Origin of the sequence: Leptospira sanjuanensis (genome assembly GCF_022267325.1) — a bacterium.
Lineage (GTDB): Bacteria > Spirochaetota > Leptospiria > Leptospirales > Leptospiraceae > Leptospira > Leptospira sanjuanensis.
Genome location: NZ_JAIZBG010000001.1, coordinates 951,425 through 970,819, shown reverse-complemented (window position 1 = coordinate 970,819; position 19,395 = coordinate 951,425). Strand labels below are relative to the sequence as shown.

Annotated in this window: 17 protein-coding genes; 8 read left to right on the top strand and 9 right to left on the bottom strand. The window is 46.8% G+C overall.

Going from position 1 to position 19,395, the window contains the following annotated elements; genetic code table 11:
• Nucleotides 1-14: 14 nt before the first annotated feature.
• Together LFX25_RS04420 and LFX25_RS04415 are read right to left on the bottom strand one after the other, a co-directional pair.
• Nucleotides 15-1,562: a glycerol kinase 5 gene (locus tag LFX25_RS04420; RefSeq protein ID WP_238729160.1), complete on the bottom strand. Its 1,548-nt coding sequence runs from the start codon at nt 1,560-1,562 to the stop codon at nt 15-17.
• Nucleotides 1,563-1,784: 222 nt separating this feature from the next.
• On the bottom strand, nt 1,785-2,225 hold the full coding sequence (locus tag LFX25_RS04415; protein ID WP_238729159.1) for a host attachment protein: 441 nt from the start codon (nt 2,223-2,225) through the stop codon (nt 1,785-1,787).
• Between the two features lie 764 nt (nt 2,226-2,989).
• Between LFX25_RS04415 and LFX25_RS04410 the strand changes: the two genes are divergently transcribed.
• On the top strand, nt 2,990-4,168 hold the full coding sequence (locus LFX25_RS04410; protein WP_238729158.1) for an Lcl C-terminal domain-containing protein: 1,179 nt from the start codon (nt 2,990-2,992) through the stop codon (nt 4,166-4,168).
• Between the two features lie 294 nt (nt 4,169-4,462).
• Nucleotides 4,463-5,614 carry an Lcl C-terminal domain-containing protein gene (locus tag LFX25_RS04405; protein WP_238729157.1) on the top strand — a complete coding sequence of 384 codons (1,152 nt, stop codon included), beginning with the start codon at nt 4,463-4,465 and terminating at the stop codon, nt 5,612-5,614.
• Between the two features lie 62 nt (nt 5,615-5,676).
• On the opposite strand, the gene LFX25_RS04400 is transcribed toward LFX25_RS04405, so the two are convergent.
• Together LFX25_RS04400 and LFX25_RS04395 are read right to left on the bottom strand one after the other, a co-directional pair.
• Nucleotides 5,677-6,132 (bottom strand): PaaI family thioesterase, encoded by a 456-nt coding sequence (locus tag LFX25_RS04400; RefSeq protein ID WP_238729156.1) that lies wholly within the window; start codon nt 6,130-6,132, stop codon nt 5,677-5,679.
• A gap of 197 nt (nt 6,133-6,329) precedes the next feature.
• On the bottom strand, nt 6,330-7,418 hold the full coding sequence (locus LFX25_RS04395; protein ID WP_238729155.1) for a helix-turn-helix domain-containing protein: 1,089 nt from the start codon (nt 7,416-7,418) through the stop codon (nt 6,330-6,332).
• A 90-nt stretch (nt 7,419-7,508) separates the two neighbouring features.
• Between LFX25_RS04395 and LFX25_RS04390 the strand changes: the two genes are divergently transcribed.
• Complete coding sequence (locus LFX25_RS04390) at nt 7,509-8,276, top strand: hypothetical protein (protein ID WP_238729154.1); 768 nt, start codon at nt 7,509-7,511, stop codon at nt 8,274-8,276.
• A 273-nt stretch (nt 8,277-8,549) separates the two neighbouring features.
• On the opposite strand, the gene LFX25_RS04385 is transcribed toward LFX25_RS04390, so the two are convergent.
• The 4 genes from LFX25_RS04385 to ribH are packed head-to-tail and all read right to left on the bottom strand — an operon-like array spanning nt 8,550 to nt 12,818.
• Nucleotides 8,550-9,833 (bottom strand): HEAT repeat domain-containing protein, encoded by a 1,284-nt coding sequence (locus tag LFX25_RS04385; RefSeq protein WP_238731500.1) that lies wholly within the window; start codon nt 9,831-9,833, stop codon nt 8,550-8,552.
• 47 nt (nt 9,834-9,880) lie between these two features.
• On the bottom strand, nt 9,881-11,947 hold the full coding sequence (locus tag LFX25_RS04380) for a tetratricopeptide repeat protein (protein WP_238729153.1): 2,067 nt from the start codon (nt 11,945-11,947) through the stop codon (nt 9,881-9,883).
• A complete protein-coding gene (gene nusB / locus LFX25_RS04375; RefSeq protein ID WP_238729152.1) occupies nt 11,940-12,356 on the bottom strand; it encodes a transcription antitermination factor NusB in 417 nt (138 codons plus the stop codon). Before nusB ends, LFX25_RS04380 begins: the two co-directional genes overlap by 8 nt.
• Nucleotides 12,357-12,818, bottom strand: coding sequence for a 6,7-dimethyl-8-ribityllumazine synthase (gene ribH / locus LFX25_RS04370; protein ID WP_238729151.1), 462 nt, complete (start codon nt 12,816-12,818; stop codon nt 12,357-12,359).
• A gap of 34 nt (nt 12,819-12,852) precedes the next feature.
• Between ribH and LFX25_RS04365 the strand changes: the two genes are divergently transcribed.
• Both LFX25_RS04365 and LFX25_RS04360 read left to right on the top strand, forming a co-directional pair.
• Complete coding sequence (locus tag LFX25_RS04365) at nt 12,853-13,668, top strand: tetratricopeptide repeat protein (RefSeq protein ID WP_135781331.1); 816 nt, start codon at nt 12,853-12,855, stop codon at nt 13,666-13,668.
• A 168-nt stretch (nt 13,669-13,836) separates the two neighbouring features.
• Complete coding sequence (locus tag LFX25_RS04360; RefSeq protein ID WP_238729150.1) at nt 13,837-14,475, top strand: LA_3696 family protein; 639 nt, start codon at nt 13,837-13,839, stop codon at nt 14,473-14,475.
• Here LFX25_RS04360 and LFX25_RS04355 read toward each other — a convergent pair.
• A complete protein-coding gene (locus tag LFX25_RS04355) occupies nt 14,472-14,636 on the bottom strand; it encodes a hypothetical protein (RefSeq protein WP_238729149.1) in 165 nt (54 codons plus the stop codon). The genes LFX25_RS04360 and LFX25_RS04355 overlap by 4 nt on opposite strands.
• Nucleotides 14,637-14,746: 110 nt before the next feature.
• On the opposite strand from LFX25_RS04355, the gene LFX25_RS04350 reads away from it, so the two are divergent.
• The 3 genes from LFX25_RS04350 (at nt 14,747) to amt (ending at nt 19,365) form a co-directional block, all read left to right on the top strand.
• Nucleotides 14,747-15,337 carry a hypothetical protein gene (locus LFX25_RS04350; RefSeq protein ID WP_238729148.1) on the top strand — a complete coding sequence of 197 codons (591 nt, stop codon included), beginning with the start codon at nt 14,747-14,749 and terminating at the stop codon, nt 15,335-15,337.
• Nucleotides 15,334-16,695, top strand: coding sequence for a peptidoglycan recognition protein family protein (locus tag LFX25_RS04345; RefSeq protein ID WP_238729147.1), 1,362 nt, complete (start codon nt 15,334-15,336; stop codon nt 16,693-16,695). The genes LFX25_RS04350 and LFX25_RS04345 overlap by 4 nt, the downstream gene beginning before the upstream one ends.
• Before the next feature lie 309 nt (nt 16,696-17,004).
• Complete coding sequence (gene amt / locus LFX25_RS04340) at nt 17,005-19,365, top strand: ammonium transporter (RefSeq protein WP_238729146.1); 2,361 nt, start codon at nt 17,005-17,007, stop codon at nt 19,363-19,365.
• The last annotated feature ends 30 nt before the right edge of the window (nt 19,366-19,395 follow it).

The window sequence follows — 19,395 nt, the reverse complement described above, 5'->3', positions numbered from 1 at the left end:
TTGTTAAACGAAGTTTATTCGATCGAAAGAGTAGCGGCGACCGCCTTCTTCCATCTCTGAATCTTTTGCGTTCTCTTGGCCGGATCCATTTTCGGATCGAAAGACTTGTATCCTTTCTGAAGACTCTTGAGTTCCTCGAGACTCTTCCAAAAACCGATCGAAAGACCCGCAAGATAAGCGGCGCCCGTCGCGGTCATATCCGGCTCGGGTGCGCGATCGACGCGAACGCCCGAAAAATCCGCAAGACATTGCAGAAGAATATCGGATTGAGAAACTCCTCCGTCCACTTTGATCTCCTTGATCTTTACTTTCGTATCTTGTTGAATTCCTTCTAAGATTTCATAAAGACTCAAAGAAATTCCTTCGAGGACCGCTCTTGCAACATGTCTTCTGTGAGTCGCAAGAGAAAGTCCGATCACGGAAGCTTTTGCGCGCGGATTGAAATACGGAAAACGGGCGCCGGTCGGGGTCGGAATAAACACGACACCCTCGGTGTCTTCGGATTGGGAAGCGAGTTCGTTTAACACTTTCGGAGTGTCGGAAAGTCCGATCCCTTTTCCGAGCCAGTCGATCAGAGTCCCCGCGGTCGCGACAAAACCTTCGAGCATATAGGTCGTCTTACCGTCGATTCTCCACGCGATCATGGGAAACAAACCTCGACGGGAAAGTTTGGCCTTCGGTCCGATGTTGATGTCCACAAACGCTCCCGAACCTTGGGAAATTTTCACCTCTCCCGGCTCGAAACAACACTGACCGAAAAGAGCCGCCATCTGATCGCCGATCGATGCTCGAATCGGAACGGAATGTCCGCCTAACAATTCCGGCAAAGTACGACCGAAGTCCCCGTTGCTGTCTTTGACTTCGGGAAAGAGTTTGGAAGGAATTCCGAAGATCGAAAAGACCGGCTGATTCCAGATCAGCTGAAACGGATTGAACATTCCCGTAGCGACCGCGTTAGACGAATCTGTGAGATGTTGTTTCCCGCCGGTGAGTTTGTAGATAAACCACGTATCCAAAGTTCCGAAAAGAACTTCTCCCTTTTTACATCTTTGTCTAAGTTCGGGATTTCCGTCCAAAACCCATTTGAGTCTGCAAGTCGCGTGATCCGTGGTAAAGCGTAACATCGAAGTCGCGATCATCATCGGGTGATTGGTAAGCGTTCCGATGATCGTGGAAATAAAACGGATGAACAACCAGAGCGGATTGCGGTTCATCGATTCGGCGGTTTTATAAGAACGAACGTCGGCCCAGCTGATCAACGGAGTCAAAGGTTTCCCGGAAGACTTTTCCCAAAGAAGAAAGGAACCGCGTTGATTACAAATTCCTAATGCTGCGATATCCTTCGCGATCTGTTTGTTCTTTTGGATTTTTTTCAGAAGAGACGTCAGAGCCTTCCAGAGAACTTCCGGATCGTGTTCCAAAGCCCCGGCTTCGGGAATATTCGGAGGAGTTTTTTCGTATTGTCTTTCGACGATCTTCCCTTTGCGATCGAGTAAAAACGCGCGGATTCCGCTTCCTCCGCTATCGATGGAAAGGACGTATTTGCCTTGCGATTGGGCCATGAGTATCTCCGAATTTCTATCTTATAAACGCAAACAGATCCATATCGGATTCAGATCCGAAATGAAATCAAAAAAAATTAGATAACCGAAGACGGACGATTCTGTCTATTTTTTTACGACTGGAAAAGGTCTTATTTCAAACGAAAGAATCGGGAAAAAAAATGCCTCCCGAAACTCGAAAGGCATTTTCCTCGAACTTGAATCGACGATGAAATTCCGATTTTATACGAGGATTCCTCGAAGGTGTTCTAGGATCTCCTGATTGTTCGTCGAAGGAATGTCCTTTCCCATCTTATGAAAGATCATCGACTGGGATTTTCGATCCATTTTGTCCAAGAGCATTCCTAAAAATCTCGGTTCGGAAACGAGCACGAGGCTGAGGAAACGATTCGACTTTCTTCCTTGAGTGATCACATCGGAGATCTGGCTGGCGAAGGATTCCGCAACTTTTCGTTTCGGTTCTTGCAGGGAGGAAGTGTCATAAGCCACCCTTTGCGCCTTGGCGCTTTTGGCGGGACCGGAGACTCCGATCAATTCACGGTTTCTCATTCTTCCTTTCGGATTTTCGATACTTTCGAGAAGTTCGAGACCATTCTTTGATCCCTTATACTCGAAAATTTTCGCTTCGGATCGATTTGCGACCACTACCCATTTATTCTTCATAGAGACTCCCCTATCGAGTGATTCCTATAGAACGAGATGCGAATTTTCTTCGGTAGCGTATTGATTCGAAATAGTTAAGTCAAACAAACACTTTCAAAGAAGCTAAGAAAGACAAACCTCGCAACGATCTTTTAGAATCATTCCTGCGGCAGTAAAAAGATTTCACCCTGTTCTATACGAGCGAAACGGAAACTTCAACCCCTTTTTAAACAAACAGAAAGAAAGAAGGAGAAAGCAAGGCGGTTGCAGAACGAACGTTTGATTTTGGTGTTACAAATATCCCATTTAAGTAATGATTCAATGAGACTCTACGTATCCGTTCAATGACAGATTGAACAAAAACTCCAGAATAGAATCCCGGCTTTTTTGGGACTTCCACAACATCGAATCACCTTCTTCTTCTAAAAGATAGAACCATAAGCGTATTTTTCGACGGTCTTTCCACTTCCTTCTTGGATAAATCCAGCGGCGGATATGTCCGTTGCGTTACGAACGTACCTTAGATAAAAACGATAGTATCTACGTAGATACGCTTTGATCGATTTCTTTTTCCTAATATTTTTTCGTTTCCGCGTGTGCAAAGTCCGGACAGTTCTCCCATTCGAAAGCATTCGAAAGCCTCTCCCGCTTCATTTAACAACCCATACTATAACCTGAAATCTTTTTATCCGCTTTATCGGTTTTAAAATAAGAAAAGCAACGTAGATACGACATACTTGGGGTTTTTCTTTTCTAACGAAATTTAAATTCGGCATCGAGGTTTTATGAAAAAGAGCGCATTACTTTTAACCTTTTTTTGTATATTCAATTTATATTGTATTGCTCAACCGCCCGACAAACCCGATCCTCCGTTTCAATTGCTTCAATATCTAACCGCGCAAGCGATCCAAAACGAAACTTCCGACGGCTCGGGAACGACAACACCTGCACCTTCTTATAACCCGAGCGTCATCAGCGATACGGGACAAATCGCTTGTTATACCAACGCGGGGGCGATCACTGCGTGCACGGGAACGGGTCAAGACGGGGAGTTTACCAATGTTCCGAATATCCGCTCTTTCACGGGACCGACGCAACATTCTTTATATACAACGGATTATACGACCTTAGACAATTTGCGCGGCCTGGTTTGGAAAACCTGTCCCGAGGGGCAAACGGGTGCGGCGTGCGCGGGAGCCGCTTCGGTCATCAGTTGGAATGCGGCCACGTTAGGCGGCGTTGGGTCTTGCAACGCGCTCAACGCGCAGAATACGGGGAACGGTTACGCAGGAAGAACCAATTGGAGAATTCCGACCGTTAACGAACTTTTATCGATCGTCAATTACGGAAACGCGCCGGTTTTTATGGAAACGACGGAGTTCCCCAATGCGGATCAAAGCAACCTCTATCTAACGATTACCGATTATGGACCGAATACTACGATGGCATGGGTGGTGGATTTTATCCATCCCGGATTCTCGATACAGCCATTCGTAAAGAATGCGAATGTGTTCCTAAGATGCGTATCCGGCAATCCCACGCCCGCTCCTTTCTTTCAAGACAACGGAAACGGAACGATCACCGATCGAAACACCAATCTCCTTTGGTCCAAATGTCCGATGGGAATGTCGGGCGCGGCCTGTGCGGCCGGCGTGCTCTTTGTAGGAAACCGGAACTCCGCTCTTACAAATTGCGACGGGTTAGTATTAGCGGGAAGGAGCGACTGGAGACTTCCGAACATCAACGAATTGTTAAGCATCGTCGATTATGTAAACATAGGAAATCCTTCGATTCTAACGGCTGCATTCCCGAATTTTCCCGCGAACATTTTCTGGACCTCGACCACGAATCAAGAAGCGGCCATGCTTTCGCAAAGTTTGGCGATCAATTTCAACAATGGACAAGTAGGCAGCGTAGTAAAAACGATGGGGGCAAGCGCGATCTGCGTCACAAGTCCGCCGTAATTCAATTTGATTATTTTAACACAACATTCTCCTTACGATTTTTCTCGGAAGAAGGATCCGAAGAAAATAGCCTCTCTTTCGAGGCACGGAAAAACTTGAGAGCAGGTAAGTATTATAATCTGAACACTCTGTCGCATAAAAATTGATTTTCAAATTCGATCAATCAAGTAGGAAGGATGGATTGAAATCCATAGCCTACGTTTCGCAGTCGGCATTGATTCCGAAACGAATTAGAATATCAATATATTCTTTTTTTCAACTATGATTTTCAAAATCGAATTTTGAGACAACGCCATGAGATTTATACTTCTTTTTTTTGCGGTTTTATTTTCCTGCGTAAAAGCCCCCGAAAAACCGGATCCGCCTTACGTAGTGCTGCAATATATGATCGGGGTTGTCTCTTCGCAAAATCAAAATAATCAGAACTCCGAAGACGAATGTCCGACCGGATTTTCAAATTTCAATCCGAACGCGGTCGCCGATACGGGACAAACCACTTGTTATAACGCCCTTGGAGGTAGCACGCCTTGCCTAGGCACCGGTCAAGACGGAGAATACAATAACGTTCCCAATGCGAGAAATTTCGTAGGGCCAACGCAGCACTGCAAGTACCCGACCGATTATACGACTCTGGATACGCTTCACGGTCTCACATGGAAATCTTGTGTTCAAGGACAATCGGGTTCCAATTGTTCTGTCGGCGCTCCGAATTCGATTAGCTGGACGAACGCAAACGCGGGTTTGGCTGGAAGTTGCACGGAATTAAACACTCTCAACGGCGGCAAAGGATATGCCGGAAAAACGAATTGGAGAATTCCAACTTTAAGAGAGCTTGCTTCCTTACTTCACTATACGAACAATCCGCATATCGACGGTCAATTCCCGAATACGTTTTCAGGTTTAGGCTACTGGACCAACACCCTAGATCCTCTCAACGTTGGAAACAATGCCGTAATTCGTTTCGACGCTCCCAACCTAGGTTTTTATTCGAATACCCAAGCCGCGATCCTCAATCTTCGTTGTGTTTCCGGAAATCCGATTGCCCCGCCCGCATTCGTGGATAACGGAGACGGAACGGTTGCCGACTCCAATACGGGTCTTCTTTGGATGAAATGCGTCGACGGATTGATCGCCCCCGCCTGCGCAGGAGTCGTCAACACTCGAGATTGGAACGGAGCCCGGAACTTTTGTGAAACGCTGAATTTTGCATTACGTTCAGATTGGAGATTGCCCAACCTGAACGAACTTCTAAGTCTCGCGGATTACGCACAACCGGCCGCACCCCTAATCAATCCGGTTTTCCCGAATACACCGGGTCAACATTGGACTTCGACGACATTCGATAACATCAAAACGTTCGCCATGCTTTTGAGCTTTGCAAACGGGCAAATGGCTACGAACGACAAAAGCAGTTTACTTTCCGTACGCTGCGTTACGACAAATTGAGCGAGCGATCTTCGATTCGGAACAACACATTCAATGAATTGAATGTGTTTCCAAGGAACGGACTACAGTTTATAACCGATTTCCGGAGTCAAAGGAATCGCACTCTTTGCGAAATTTCCGATTCCCCTTCCTATTTCTCTTCCTCTCTCATCCCAAAGAGAAGCCTCGGCGATGATCTGATGCGTTGCGTTTTGAACGACCAAACCTTTTGCGAGAAGAATTCCGGTTTGAATCGGCCGGAGCAAAGTCAAATTGAACGTGGAGGTTAGAACGAAATTTCCTTTTACGAGCGAATTGGCCGCAAAAAAGGCCGCATCATCCGCAGCTTTGAAATAAACGACTCCATGGGTCGCGCCCGCCGCGTGAAAAAAATCCTCCCGAATTTGAATTCGTAGTTCGGAGGAACCTTTTGCGATCGCGAGTTTCGGTTTAAAATATTCGTTCACGGGCGCCCCGTGATACATATTCTCCAGCTTACGATAATGTTCCTCTATGTTTTGTGCAATGGCCTCGGACATGAACGTATCCTTTTCTAATTCTTCTTTCGATCCTTTTTAGTTTCATATCAAACCAAAAGGGAACATGTTATATACAATTCTCCGAAAAGCCCCTCTTGCAATGATTTTTTCGATCCGATCCGTCTCTGAAAGGTGTGGAATCCTCACTTAGAAAAAAGGAATCAGCGACAACCCGCAAATCATAATCCCAGAGGATTTCAAACGGACTTTTGTTTTTCCCGGAACTCGCTCGGTGTCATCCCTTTCTCTTCCTTAAACGCTCGGAGAAATGCCGTTTTAGAATTGAACCCCGCGTCGAAACCGACGCGCAAAACGGGCAAGTCCGTTGTTTGGAGAAGTTTTTCGGCCTCCGCGACCTTGAACTCACGGCAGAGTTCTAAAAATCCTTTTCCGAAATACCTTCCGATCACCTGAGAAGCCGCATGAACGGAAATTCCAAGCGACGCGGAGAGACTTCCCAGATCGAAATCCGAATCTAAAAAAGGCTTTTGTTCATTCAATATTTGGAATATTCTTTTTCCATGATTTTCTACCGATTCTTCGCTTAGATACGCCTTTTTGTATTTCGCGCCTTCCTTATCCTCCGAACGTTCCGCTGCGTTTTCGGAGTAAACCCGAAACCAAGCGAAGACGATCACCCAAATCGACAAGGCCGCAGTGCTGACCGTTTCGGAGCTGAGTCCCGGAAAAATAAAAAACAAACAAACCGAGACCGCCAAAAGCAGAATACAAATCGAGACGAATCTTCCGAAAACGCGCAGTTCCCGAAACGAAGAACCGGAAAATTCTTCGCCTAACACTCCCAGGCGATAGTAGATCCTTAAAAAAACGGCTAAATTGAAACACAAGGTTACGGCTCCGATGACTACACATTCCAAGTGAGGAGAGACCCGATCTTCCAGAACGTATTTCAGTTTTTCGTCCCAACCCATCGCGTAATGCGGAATCGAATAAAGAAGAATCAAAGCGGGAACCGCGAAGAAGAATAGAATCCAGATTCTTCTTTCTTTCGGATATCCGAAGTATTTCTGGAGAGCCAAGGCGAACAAAGGAGCCACGAGCGCGCTCAGCGGATGTCCTACGCGGGACAAATGCGGGAACTCCAATACGAATCCGGTTTGAAACGCAAGCCCCAGAGAAAATAGAACGGACAATAGCAGAAACGCCCAACCCAAAAGCAAGGCCCTTCCCCCGAACCTACCGGAGCGGAAGAAAAAGAACGCAAGCAATACGGACTGAATCAATCCGCCCATGATCGCAAAGGCTCCTAAATTTAAACCGATCAAAGAATTCTCCTGAAAAACGGGTTCCTCCCCATGGGGCGGGGCGACGAGACCTTGAATCCGCGGTATTGTAGACTCGTTCGGAGGAACGTCATGTCAAGAATCTTAATCAAAACCTGGATCTCTCTTCTTCTTTTGATTCCCGCCCTTTTGTTTGCGGAAGGATTTTCCGTGCAAGGAGGTTTGTCACAGCCGCTTTTGGGCGGTTGGAATTTGGCCGGAACTTACTACGGTAAAAATTTCGTGTTCGAATATTCTCACGGTTCCGATCTTCATTTGGATCGAATGGGCGGCGCCGGTTTAAACGAAACCGAAAGAAAACAGGATCTCAAGATTCATCTGCCTTATACCACGGGCGTTGGAATCGGTTATCTCATCACTCCCAACTTCGATATTCGTCTCGAATTCAAGGAACATTTTTACCGCGTTCAATCGGGAACTTCTCCCGATGAATTGTATCTTTCGCAAGCTCTTGGAATCCGTTCCGATCTTCCGATCGCCGGGAACGGCGCGGAGAATTGGGTTCCCCCTCTTTCTCAAAACGAGTATTTTACGGATCTAACCGTTCGCAAAGCGATCGAAGCCGAATTCTTATACGGCGCCAAATACGTCCTACCCGGCTCCACACATCGTTATCGGACTCGATCCGCAGGACTCGGCGTTTATTATCGATTCTTTCCTTTCGGAGGTAAGGACGGTCTTATGATCGAGCCTTCGATTCGTTTCTGGCCGAACGCTTGGACGGATTCGCCCGATCGAGTCGCCTTTGAAAATCAATACGGGGCTTTAGGTCTGCACAAAGCACACGATCAAGGCCTTTTTGTGAACGTTTCGATCGGGTATTACAAGAGGCTGGAATGAGCAGTTCCCACGGAGAAATAGATTTGAGTTCGCGGGAATTCCCACGGGAAGACGCGGATATTTTTTTTCGGAACAATCGTGAAATGCGAAAAATAGCGGACGTGTTCGGCGATCCTCCGCGAGAGCGATGCGAAGGGCTTGTCTCTTCGCCATTCTTTCAAAAATTCGTTTTCCCTAAAACCGGAAAACGCGAAGAGATGAGCGAGCAGCGAACCCGTAGCAGCGCGTTTCCCGCGTTGGCGGGAACTCGCCCATTAAAATATTCGAATATTCTTATGGAAGTTTCGGAGGAAACTTCAGATTCAAAATCTCTCGCATCGTATTTTCCAATTCGTTGCGCAGAGTTTTATCGTTTTCGGAAACGTAAGCTTCAAAGATGGAAGGAAGGCTGTCCGGATCGTTGATCATCCGAATCGTGATGACGGCTTCGATTCTCAGGTTCAACTTTTCACGGGAATTACGGGCAAGCACGAGTAACGCAGGCACGGCGTTCTTATCCTTCAGTTCGCCCAAGGAATGAATCAACTGCCATTTGACCATATTCTCCTTTTCATCGGAAAGAATTTTGGTGAGCTCGACCGCGCTCGTATTCGCTCCGAGCTTTCCGACCGCAAACGCGGCCTTCGTTCTCAGTTCGGTTTCTTCGCCGTTCGTCAAAACCGCAAGAATCCCCTGACCTCCTCCGTTGCTTCCGAGATCCAAAAGAAGATCGATCATTCTCGCTTTGAGAAAAAGCGTGTCTTCTTTGGCGAGCTGTTCGGAGATCGCTTTCGCACCCTGTTTGTCCTGAAAGATCAACAAGGCTTCGAGAGAAATTCTTCGTATATCGGGATTGGGATCGGTAAGGCCCTTGTAAAATAAGGAAATATTCTGGCGGTTTTTTTTATTTTTGAGAATTTCCAGCGCGACCAGCCTTACGTCGTCGTCGGGATCGCTCGTCGCGGATTTTTGAAACTGGGAGAATTTTTCTGTCATCCCGAGTCGGTTGATCGCGATCAGATATTTTTTACGAACGCCGGGGCTTTCGTCGTTTGCGAGTTTATGAATCTGATTTTGAATCCGTTCGTCCTTGATGATCAAAGAAGCTTCCAAAAAATACATCCTCTGAACCGGATCTTTGGAAAGGGACATGTCCAAAAGAATCGGAAGCGCCCGATCGTCCTTAAGAAGATGCATCAGACGATAACTCAACATTCGAACTTGCGTGGACGGATCGCTGAACGCGGCGATCACCGAATAAATCAGCCGTTTCTCTTTTTTCTTTTCCGCTAAAAGAAGAATTTCCTTTTTCAGGTTATCGTTCGTAGACTTCTGAAAGACGGTGTCGAGCGCCGCGGTCCAGTTCGGCGCGATCGCATCAAGATCCTCGTATTCTCCGAACAATCGAAGAATCGCGAGTTGAACCTTTTCATCCTCGTTTTGAAAGATTGCGGGTAATTCTTTAACGAGATCGTTTCGATTTTTTACCCGAATCTCTCCGATCGCCTGTGCTTGCGACTTGGATGCGTTTAAAACTTTTTCCTTAAATTCGTCTTTGGGAGTTTCGGCCGCGGAAATCGGGAAAAGGAGAAAAAATACGAGTAAAACGCTTACGGAAAAAAGTTTCAGAAGAATCCCTCTCTGCGTGTGGATTCTTCCAGAGCGGCGGATGCGGCCCGTTTGTTTTCGTAAGCCTCGGACAACGAAGGATCCAAGTCGATCGAGCTTTGAAACGCGCGAACCGCACGTTTAAATTCCCCGTTTTTATAATAACAGATTCCGAGATAGTTGTACGCCGTCGCTGCGGTTTTCGGTCTTACGTCCGAACGCACGATCGCCGTCAATTCGTCGATCGCCTTTTCGCGATCCAAAATCGAATTGGAGTCTATTAGAATTTTTGCAAGCACCAAACGGCCTTCCATGTCGTTCGGGTCCATGTGCGCCGAACGGAAGGCTTCGTCCTTGGCGCGGTTTTTCAAATCGGGATCCTTGGATTTGTTGTATAACAAAGCGAGTTTTTTGTGGGCGTTCTTCAGATCGGCCCCGTCTCTCGAAGTGTTCAGCACTTTCAAAAGAATCTTTTCCGCGTTGGAATCGTCCTGCATTCCCATGTAGGCTTCGGCCATCTTGAGATATACCTTGTAGGCGTCGTTCTTGTGTTTCACGACCCCCGTATATTCCTCCACCGCCTCGCGGAAGAATTTATTCTCGAGAAGATAATCGCCGAGGGCTTCGCGGCTCTGCACGTTTTCGGGTTCGATCGCAGTCGACTTTCTCCAGTTTTCGATCGCAAGAGTTCCGTTCCCGGAATGTTTATAAACAAGTCCTAATGTATGATAGGCTTTCGCGTTTTTCGGATTGAGTTCGACGACTCGATTCAGCGCGCTGATCGCTTCGGAATACCGTTCCATCTGATCCAACACGACTCCTAAGTTGATGAGCGCCGTTTCGGTAAAACTATCACCCGGAGTCGAGGAAACGATTCTTCGATACGTTTCTTCCGCGGATAAAAGATCGCCTTTGTTGTAATACGCTTCCGCGAGTTGAAAAAGGGAATCGATATCGGTCGGATTGTATTTTAAACTTTTCTGAAGCGCGGAAATGGACATCTCTCCCTGATTCAAATTGGAGAATCCTTCCGCGATCAGTCGATAAATCTCCGGATCGTTCGCGCCCGCGTCTCTCGCAAGTTCGAGATATTTCAGCGCCTCTTCCTTGTTTCCGTTTTTTTGCAGAACGACCGCAAGGTTATAGAGATACTTCGCTTCGTTCGGAGAAAGATTGCTCGCCTGACGGAAATGATATTCCGCGGCTCGATAATCCTGTTTGTTATACGCGATGTTTCCCAGATAAGAATGTGATAAGGCCGCGAGTCTTCCCGAAGGTGATTTTAATACGACTTTCTTAAATTCCTCCTCGGCTTGCGGAATCTCCCCTTTTTTAAAATAACTGACCGCGAGATTGTAAGTCAGATACATGTCTTCGGGCGCGGCGGACAAACCTTCCTTATACGCGTCGATCGCAGCATCGGGATCGTTCAACTCGTTGAACAAGTTCCCCGCAAGAAGAGAAACCCTCGGATCGTTCGGAGCGATTTCTTTCGCTTTGAGCGCGGCCATTCTCGCGTCCGCAAATCTTCCGGCGTGTTTGTAAGCGAGGGTCAGGTTGTAGTATGCGTAAAAATTCTTAGGATCGTATTGGACCGCTTTTTGAAGCCGCTCGATCGCCTGCGGATAACGCCCGCTTTCGTCGTGAATGACGCCTAACACCGTCAATGCGATCGACTTCTCCTCCTGCGTTCCGGTGGAATCCAAAAACTCGTTGCAATAGTCGAACGCTTGTCTTGTGAATCGTTCCTTATAAAGATTGATGCACTTTGTCAATTGCGGGTTCGCGTTTCCGTCCGGAAGATACGGTCTTTCCAAAAGACGGTTGATGTCCGATTTATTCTGAACGAGGTCCTTATTGAACGCGCCTGCAAATTCGGATTCGGGGGATTTAGCGCGGAAGAATTGATAGTAAACGGCAAAACCGAGTCCTCCCAACACGAGAACTCCCATCAAAATCCAGAATATTAGAAGTTTATTATACGATCTGCGGATCCGAACAGGTTCTCTGTCTTCCGGGAAATAGAGTTCCTTCTCCTCTATTCCCTCCAAGAACAGCCTGTTTTTTCGGATTTCTTTATCCATCGGATTTGATTTCGTTTTTGAGAATCGCGTCTAAGACTCCGTTTACGAAACGGGCAGATTCTTCGCTTTCGAATTCCTTCGTAAGCTCGACAGCCTCGTCGATCGTAACGTTCTTCGGAACTTCCCAGGTATGCAACAACGCGTACACGGACAAACGTAGAATCGCTTTGTTCACGACGCTGATTCTGGAAAAGTCCCAATTTTTGGAGTACTTCTTGATCAGAGTATCGATCTGTTCCTGATTTTTCACAACCCCATTTACGATCGAAACGGCGAAATCCCTTTCTTCTTGTTCCGTTTTTTTATCATACCATTTGAACTTGAGAACCTCTTTGAGCGGAGGCCCGGTTAGTTCCAATTGGTAAAGCGCCATGACGGCGATCTCTCTGGATGTGCGTCTGGCTGACATTTAAAGGAGGGAAAGCAGGTTCACCATTTCCACGGCGGTCGCGGCGGCTTCTGCGCCCTTGTTCCCCGCCTTGGTTCCCGCTCTTTCGATCGCTTGTTCGATCGTATCCGTGGTTAAAACTCCGAACACGACGGGAATGGAATGTTGAACTCCGATCGATCCGATCTTTGCGGATTCGCCCGCGACAAAATCGAAATGAGCGGTCGCGCCTCGGATCACGGCGCCCAAACAAATGATGGAATCGTATTTTTTGGAAGCGGCAGCCTTGGCGACTACCACCGGCATTTCATACGCGCCGGGAACACGAACCACGGTCACGTCTTCTTCCTTGACTCCGTGCATACGGAAGGATTCGAGAGCCCCTTTCAAAAGGCTTTCGGTGATAAATTCGTTAAAGCGGGAGACGATCACGCAATGTTTTTGTCCCTTTCCGTTGAGGTCTGCTTTCAGTTCTTGGATCATAGATTCCTGATTGATTCTATTGTTGAGAAATCACATGTTACCTATTGTGGCAAATCAAAAAGTCCTCTCAGGATCGTTTTTCTCCCCTTATCTGCGTTTTGCATTCATTCTTAGTTTGATTCTCACTCTGGTCGACTGTTCGGTTTATCGCAGATGGTTTCCGAAAGAAGATCTGTTTTTAAAATCCCTCAATTTACCCGAATGGGTTTTGGAATCCAACATCAAACTCCGGGTGTTATCGGGTTTACAGGATCTTCCGAATCCGGAGGATTCTTTGCCTGAAGACGAGATCGCAACGTTTGAAAACAGGGCGAGAAGAATTTTAGCGACTTCTCCGCAAGCGATGAAGGATTTATTCGAAGCCACGGGTTGTATCGACGGTTCCAAACTTGCGGGAATCCGAGCCAACCGAATCACCGAACGGGAAGAAGATATTTGGTACGGGATTTGTCAGAACGGAAAAGAAGACGCGATCATCTTCCGTTTATTCCAAATGGGCAACACGGATCTCTATCGAAAATACGAAAAGGAAACGATTCCCGCTTGGGAAGAAGCGAGAAAACTCGCGTCCAACAATCCGGACCGCGCCGTACGTCTCGCCAATCAAGTCATCGAAATGGAACCCGCACATCCCGCCGCGAGAAAACTTCTCGGTCAATTGTATTTGAAGGGAGGTTATTGCAGAGGATCGATTCGAAACTATCGATTGTATCTCCGCGTTATGCCTCTTGCCGGGGACAAATGGAAGATCCACGAAAAGCTTACGGAAAAATGCGGGGAGTTCTTAAAACCCGAACCGAAGCGCGAAGAAGAAGTGGAACTTCCGGACTCCGATCCGGACGCGCTGTAAAATCGATTTTCGAATAACGATTCTTTGTTTTTAAAACTATTTAAGAATTTTCTAAATTAGAATCTTTTGAATAAAAAATAAGGTTTTGGGAAACGCTGTAAATTTTTCATTCAAAGAATCATCCTGAGCAACCTCCTCCAAGAACCGATTCCGACGGAGGACAAAAAAATGCTTGCTAACTACAAAGATGAGAACGAAAATTTTGACGTGCTCTGGGTTCATACGATTCCGGCTAAGTTGGAAGAGATCCTGGGAGCCGACGGCACCGATCAATTCGTAACGTTTCTGAATTCTACTCTAACAAAATTCCGAGGTAACATGCTGACGAATGCATCCGATCGATTCGAAGGAAAACTCAAAGAGGATCACCTTTCCTTGAAGAACGAACTTGCTCTCTGGAAAAATGAGTTTAAGGAAGAATTGGCCGACTTTCGAAGAGAGGTCAATGAATCCAATTACCAATTCCGTTTTAACATGAGAGCCGAATTGGATCGGTTCAAAGAAACGGTGCGAACCGAGATAAGCGAGTTCAAAGAAGCGGTCCGAATTGAATTCAACGCGTTCAAAGAGGCGGTCCGAACCGAGATAGGCGAGTTCAAAGACGAAATAAGAAGCAACCTCAATGATCACCGTTTCGAAACAAAAATCGAAATGAATCAAATCCGTTTAGAAATCAGTTCTTTTAAAGCCGAAATGAAAGGTGATATCGCCGATCTTCATAAAACGATCGCGATTCAAACTCGTTGGCTTTTAGCGGGGATGCTTGGAATTGGAAGCTTTCTATTAGCCGTTGCGAAAATTTTCTAACGTTGCCTTTCTTTGCCGACCCGGATCACCAGGGAGATTTTCCCGTCCGGTTTTTCCACGACCTCGAAGCCTTCTTCACGCAGGGCTTTTTTGATCTTATAAAGTCCGAAATTTACGACCTTGCCGGAACCGGAAAGAGGTTTGGGAGTGGGTTCTTCCATCCCTTTTTATATCGGATCGGCCGGGGGACGTTCTTAAATTCCCGAGAACGTTTTCTTTGCGAAAGAAGGTTCCTTGACAATCGGCGCCGGAGAATCTGTCATGAAATCGAATGGCTTTCCGCATTTTCTTTTATTCCACGACCTTTCTCGTTTTGGCCGGTTTAGCAACGGCGGCTTACGCGCCGGATCTATTTCAGTGGGAAACTCTGGAATGGATCTACGAAAAAAGAACCTTCTTTCTGTTCTCCGTAATTTTTATCGTATCCGTCGTTCTGATCTATTTGATTTATTTCAAAGCGAAGAAGGGAATCCATCATTCCAAAAGCAAAACGGAAATCCATCTACAAGAATCGTTAAACGAAGTCGTTCAGGACAACCAATCCTTATTCTCCTTTTTGAAAACGGCGAAGGACTCGCTCGAAAAACAGATCGAATCCTCCAAACCCAATCTTTCTCCCGAGTTCTTTTCCGCGTGTTCCGCGGAATACAAAAAACTGACGCAGGAATTCGATTCTTCCGCGGATTTGTTCCGCGAAATCCCTCTCGCTCCCGAAGAGAAAGAGGACAAAAAGAAAAAAGCGAAGAATTTTAGAATTTCCGAATATTCGGATTTAATCAACCGTCATCGTAAATTATCCAGAACTCTCGAAAAATTAAGAGAGGATCTCACTCGACTTCGAGACAAGGTTTCCGGCTTATGAAAATCTCAGTCCTTACTCCGTTCTTATTTTTAATATTCGTTTTTCAGTGTGCCTCGCCCGCAATACAACAGACACGGACGACACAGCCGGAAGTTTTAGCGGCACAACCCCAGCCGAGCAAAATTCTTCCGCTTTTCACTTTGGGCCTAAGCAAAGAATCCTTGGAGACGATCGGCAAAAGACGCTGGTCCTTCCGGGTAAAATCGATTCTTCTCCATCACACCAACGGACTTAAAGCGGAAGAATATTTGGAAAAAAGCAAAAGCTCCGGATGGATGGTCCACTTTCTCGTCCTGGAAAACGGAAGCGTCTACGGAGTGGAGGATCCTTCCAAAATTCTTTACAGAGCCGCGCCGGGTATGGACGAAACGACGATCCACGTTTCTTGGGAAGGTGCAAACGACACAATCCTGAAAAACGAATCCCAACTGAGCGCGTTATCCGAATTGATCGGAGGTTTAGCGAAAGAATATTCCATTCCTCTAAACAACCACGACATCGCTTCGGGCAAAGGGATCTTCACCCATACGCAAAGCAAAAAGAAGTTCGGCAGATTTTTGGATACGGGAGAATGCGGCAGCGAAAAGGTTTTGTCCGCGCTTCTCGCAAAAACGCAGGGAAAATTCTTTCCTGAAACGGATTGGAAGGATCGATTTATTTCGGGTTGGGTTTTACGAAAAGAGAAGTTCACGGATTCTTCCGGTAAAAAAGTCATACAGACATTCACACACGGAAGAGGAACCACCCCCGCTCCGTCGATCGAGTTGAGCTCGATCGAAAAAACTTCGGACGGAAAAGCGCCCGAAGAAAAAAGACTTCGTTACAATCATAGAGGCACGATCCGTCCCGAGTGCATCGTTCTTCATTACACCGCGATTCCCGATTATCAAAGGACTTTGGAAGTATTAGAAAAACGGAATCTATCCGCGACCTTTCTCGCCGATCAGGACGGCAAAATATATCAACTTCTGGATTCCATTCTGGACACAGCCGCCGCGGCGACAGGAACGAACGCGAATTGTTTTCAAGTGGAAATCGTGGGGAAAGACACGGATATGCTCCTATCCAATCGCGAACAAACCAAGGCGGTAGCGCGCTTGGTTAAGGAATTGTCCGAAAGATACAAGATCCCTCTCACCAACGAAAGAGTGGAATCGTTACGAGGCGTATTCTCCCATACGCAAGCGAAGAAGAAATGGGGCGGCTCGATTCATCTCGACGGAAAAGACTTTGATCCCGGCGAACCCTATATGAAAGAAGTGATCGAACAAGTCGGCGGAACGTTTTATGCGGAAGAGAACTGGTTCGAAAGACAGAGCAACGACTGGATTCTCTTATTCACTTCTTTTCAGCCGTAAACCCTTTTGCCATTTTAAAAACATTGTTTGTGTGTTTCCTTTCGAACAAGGAACGAATTTTTCAACAAGTAATTACTTTTTATAATTCGCCTTTATGCTGTACTATGAATTGATACAGCGACGCATAAAGAAACCGAAACTATTTTTTCCCTTACTTGCAAAGAATAAATTTTTTTACAGTTTCATAATAAATCATTGATCCCTCAATCCTGAAGGATTCTTTCCATACTAATCAACGTTGATTTCGATCGCCGATACAAATACCAGGGACGTTCGAATTTCGAAATTTCTCGATCGAGTTAGAACGATATGAAAAAACTTTTCAAAAATTACTACCGGACGATTTGCCTCGTCTTGACTTTCTTTTTAGGAATCGACACGCCGCTGCTCGCAGATTCTCCCGCGCAGGAACTCGCGAAAACGGTGGACCCGCTTTGGATTATCGTCTGCGCCGCGTTAGTTTTCTTTATGCAGGCCGGCTTTCTGATGCTCGAAACGGGACTTTCCCGGCTTAAAAACACGATCAACGTAGCCGTCAAAAACTTAATGGATTATATTGTCGGAACAGTCGTATTTTTCTGCGTAGGTTTCGGATTGATGTTCGGGATTTCGGAGCAGGGTCGTTTCGGAACGAATCTATTTTTTCTGGAAGGTTTCGTTTCCGGAAAAGAATTCGCATTCTTTTTATTTCAAGTCGCGTTTATGGGAACGGCAGCCACGATCGTTTCCGGTGCGGTCGCCGAACGCATTAAATTTTCTGCATATTTAGTCGTATCCATCGTAGTATCCGCCGCGATCTATCCGATTTTCGGCCATTGGACCTGGGGCGGAGGATGGATCGCACGAACCGGTTTCGTGGACTTTGCCGGTTCTACCGTCGTACACTCGTTAGGCGGCTGGATCTCCTTGGCGGGAATCATCCTTCTCGGAGCGAGAAAGGACAAGTTTAAGGAAGACGGAACACCGCGCAAAATCCAAGGACACAATCTCACGTTTTCCGTTTTAGGGGTTTTTATCCTTTGGTTCGGCTGGTTCGGATTCAACGGAGGAAGCGCGCTTTCGTTTACCGAACAAGTTCCTCTGATCATTCTCAACACAAGCCTTGCGGGAAGTGCGGGAGGCATCGTCGCCATCAGCGTTTCCTGGCTCTTTTATAAGATCGCGTCCGTGGAAGATTGTATGAACGGAGTTCTCGGCGGACTCGTCGCCGTCACGGCGGGCTGTCACGAAATTGCACCTGCGGGCGCGCTTCTTCTCGGAGGAATCGCGGGAAGCTCCGTGGTATTGACTTCTTGGATCTTGGAAAAAGTGTTCCGTCTCGATGACGTGGTCGGTGCGTTTCCCGTTCACGGAGTTTGCGGAATCATAGGAACCCTATTGCTTCCTCTTATATCAAAAAACCCTAATATTCAAATGATCCCTCAGTTGATCGGGGTGATTACCTGCGCCGTTTGGGCCTTCGGACTCGGATTGATTCTTTTCTGGATCTTGAAAATCTCCATGGGAATCCGCGTAAAGGAAGAATACGAAGAGAAAGGTTTGAACGTAGCCGAACACGGAGCCGGCTCGAGCTGGATCGATCTCATCCATTCGCTCAAGGATTTATCCAAGGGTGGAGGCGACCTCACGAAAAAAATCCATGTGGATGCCGGAACCGAAGCCGGAGCCATCGCGTACCTGATGAACCAATATCTCAACAATCTCGGAAAGATGATCTATACGATTAAGGAAAAATCGGGAGAACTCGAGAATTCCGCTTCCGAAATTTCCACCGCTTGGGGGCATATGAGCCATGGAATCCAGCAACAAGCCGCGAGTTTGGAGGAAGTCACCTCCATCTTCGATTCGTTCCGCGAATCCTTTCAGAGAATCTCCAGCTCGGCGACGGAACAGAAGGAAATCGAGAAAAACGCAAAGGAATTGTTAAACGAACTCGTTTACGGATTTAGAAAGTTCGATGCCGACTTGAAAGCGAGTTCCGAAAGATCGGAAGCTTCGGTCAAAACGATCGATCTCAGCAGAAAGGAACTCAACCATCTCGAATCCGATATCAACGACATCGGAACTTCGGCGAAAAAAGTGGAAGGCCTTGTCAAACTTCTAAACGACATCTCCGCAAAACTCGGAATGCTTTCGATCAACGCATCGATCGAAGCGGCTCGATCGGGAACTTCCGGAAAGGGATTCGGAGTCGTCGCCGAAGAGATCAACAAACTCGCCTCCGGAACGCAGGAAAGCACGAAAAAAGCCAGCGAGATCCTCGGAGAAATCCAAACCGCAGTTTTCAGGGGAAAGGCGACGGTCGGCAACACGGTGGATTTTTTCAAAAATCTAACGGAAGAATTCAGAACATTAGCGCATACGAATATTACAATTCGTGAAAGCAGTTCCCGTTATTCCGATCTGATCGGAGATCTGGATCGGCTCAATTCGTCGATCGCGGCCCAGAGCGAAGTCATCATGTCGAACATCGGGGAACGCTCCTCGGAAATCGGGGGATTGTATCAATCGGTCGAGTTCATCAACGGAGCGTTTCATGAAATTTCGGCGCAATCGGAAGAATTATCGGCCACCGGAGAATTCCTAAAACAACTCGCGGGAATTCTCAACTCTCTTGTTCGAAACTTTCGCGTGGAAAAGGACGTATCCCAGGATTTGATCCCGGGTTAACCGCGATTCCGATTCGAACGACACGATTCA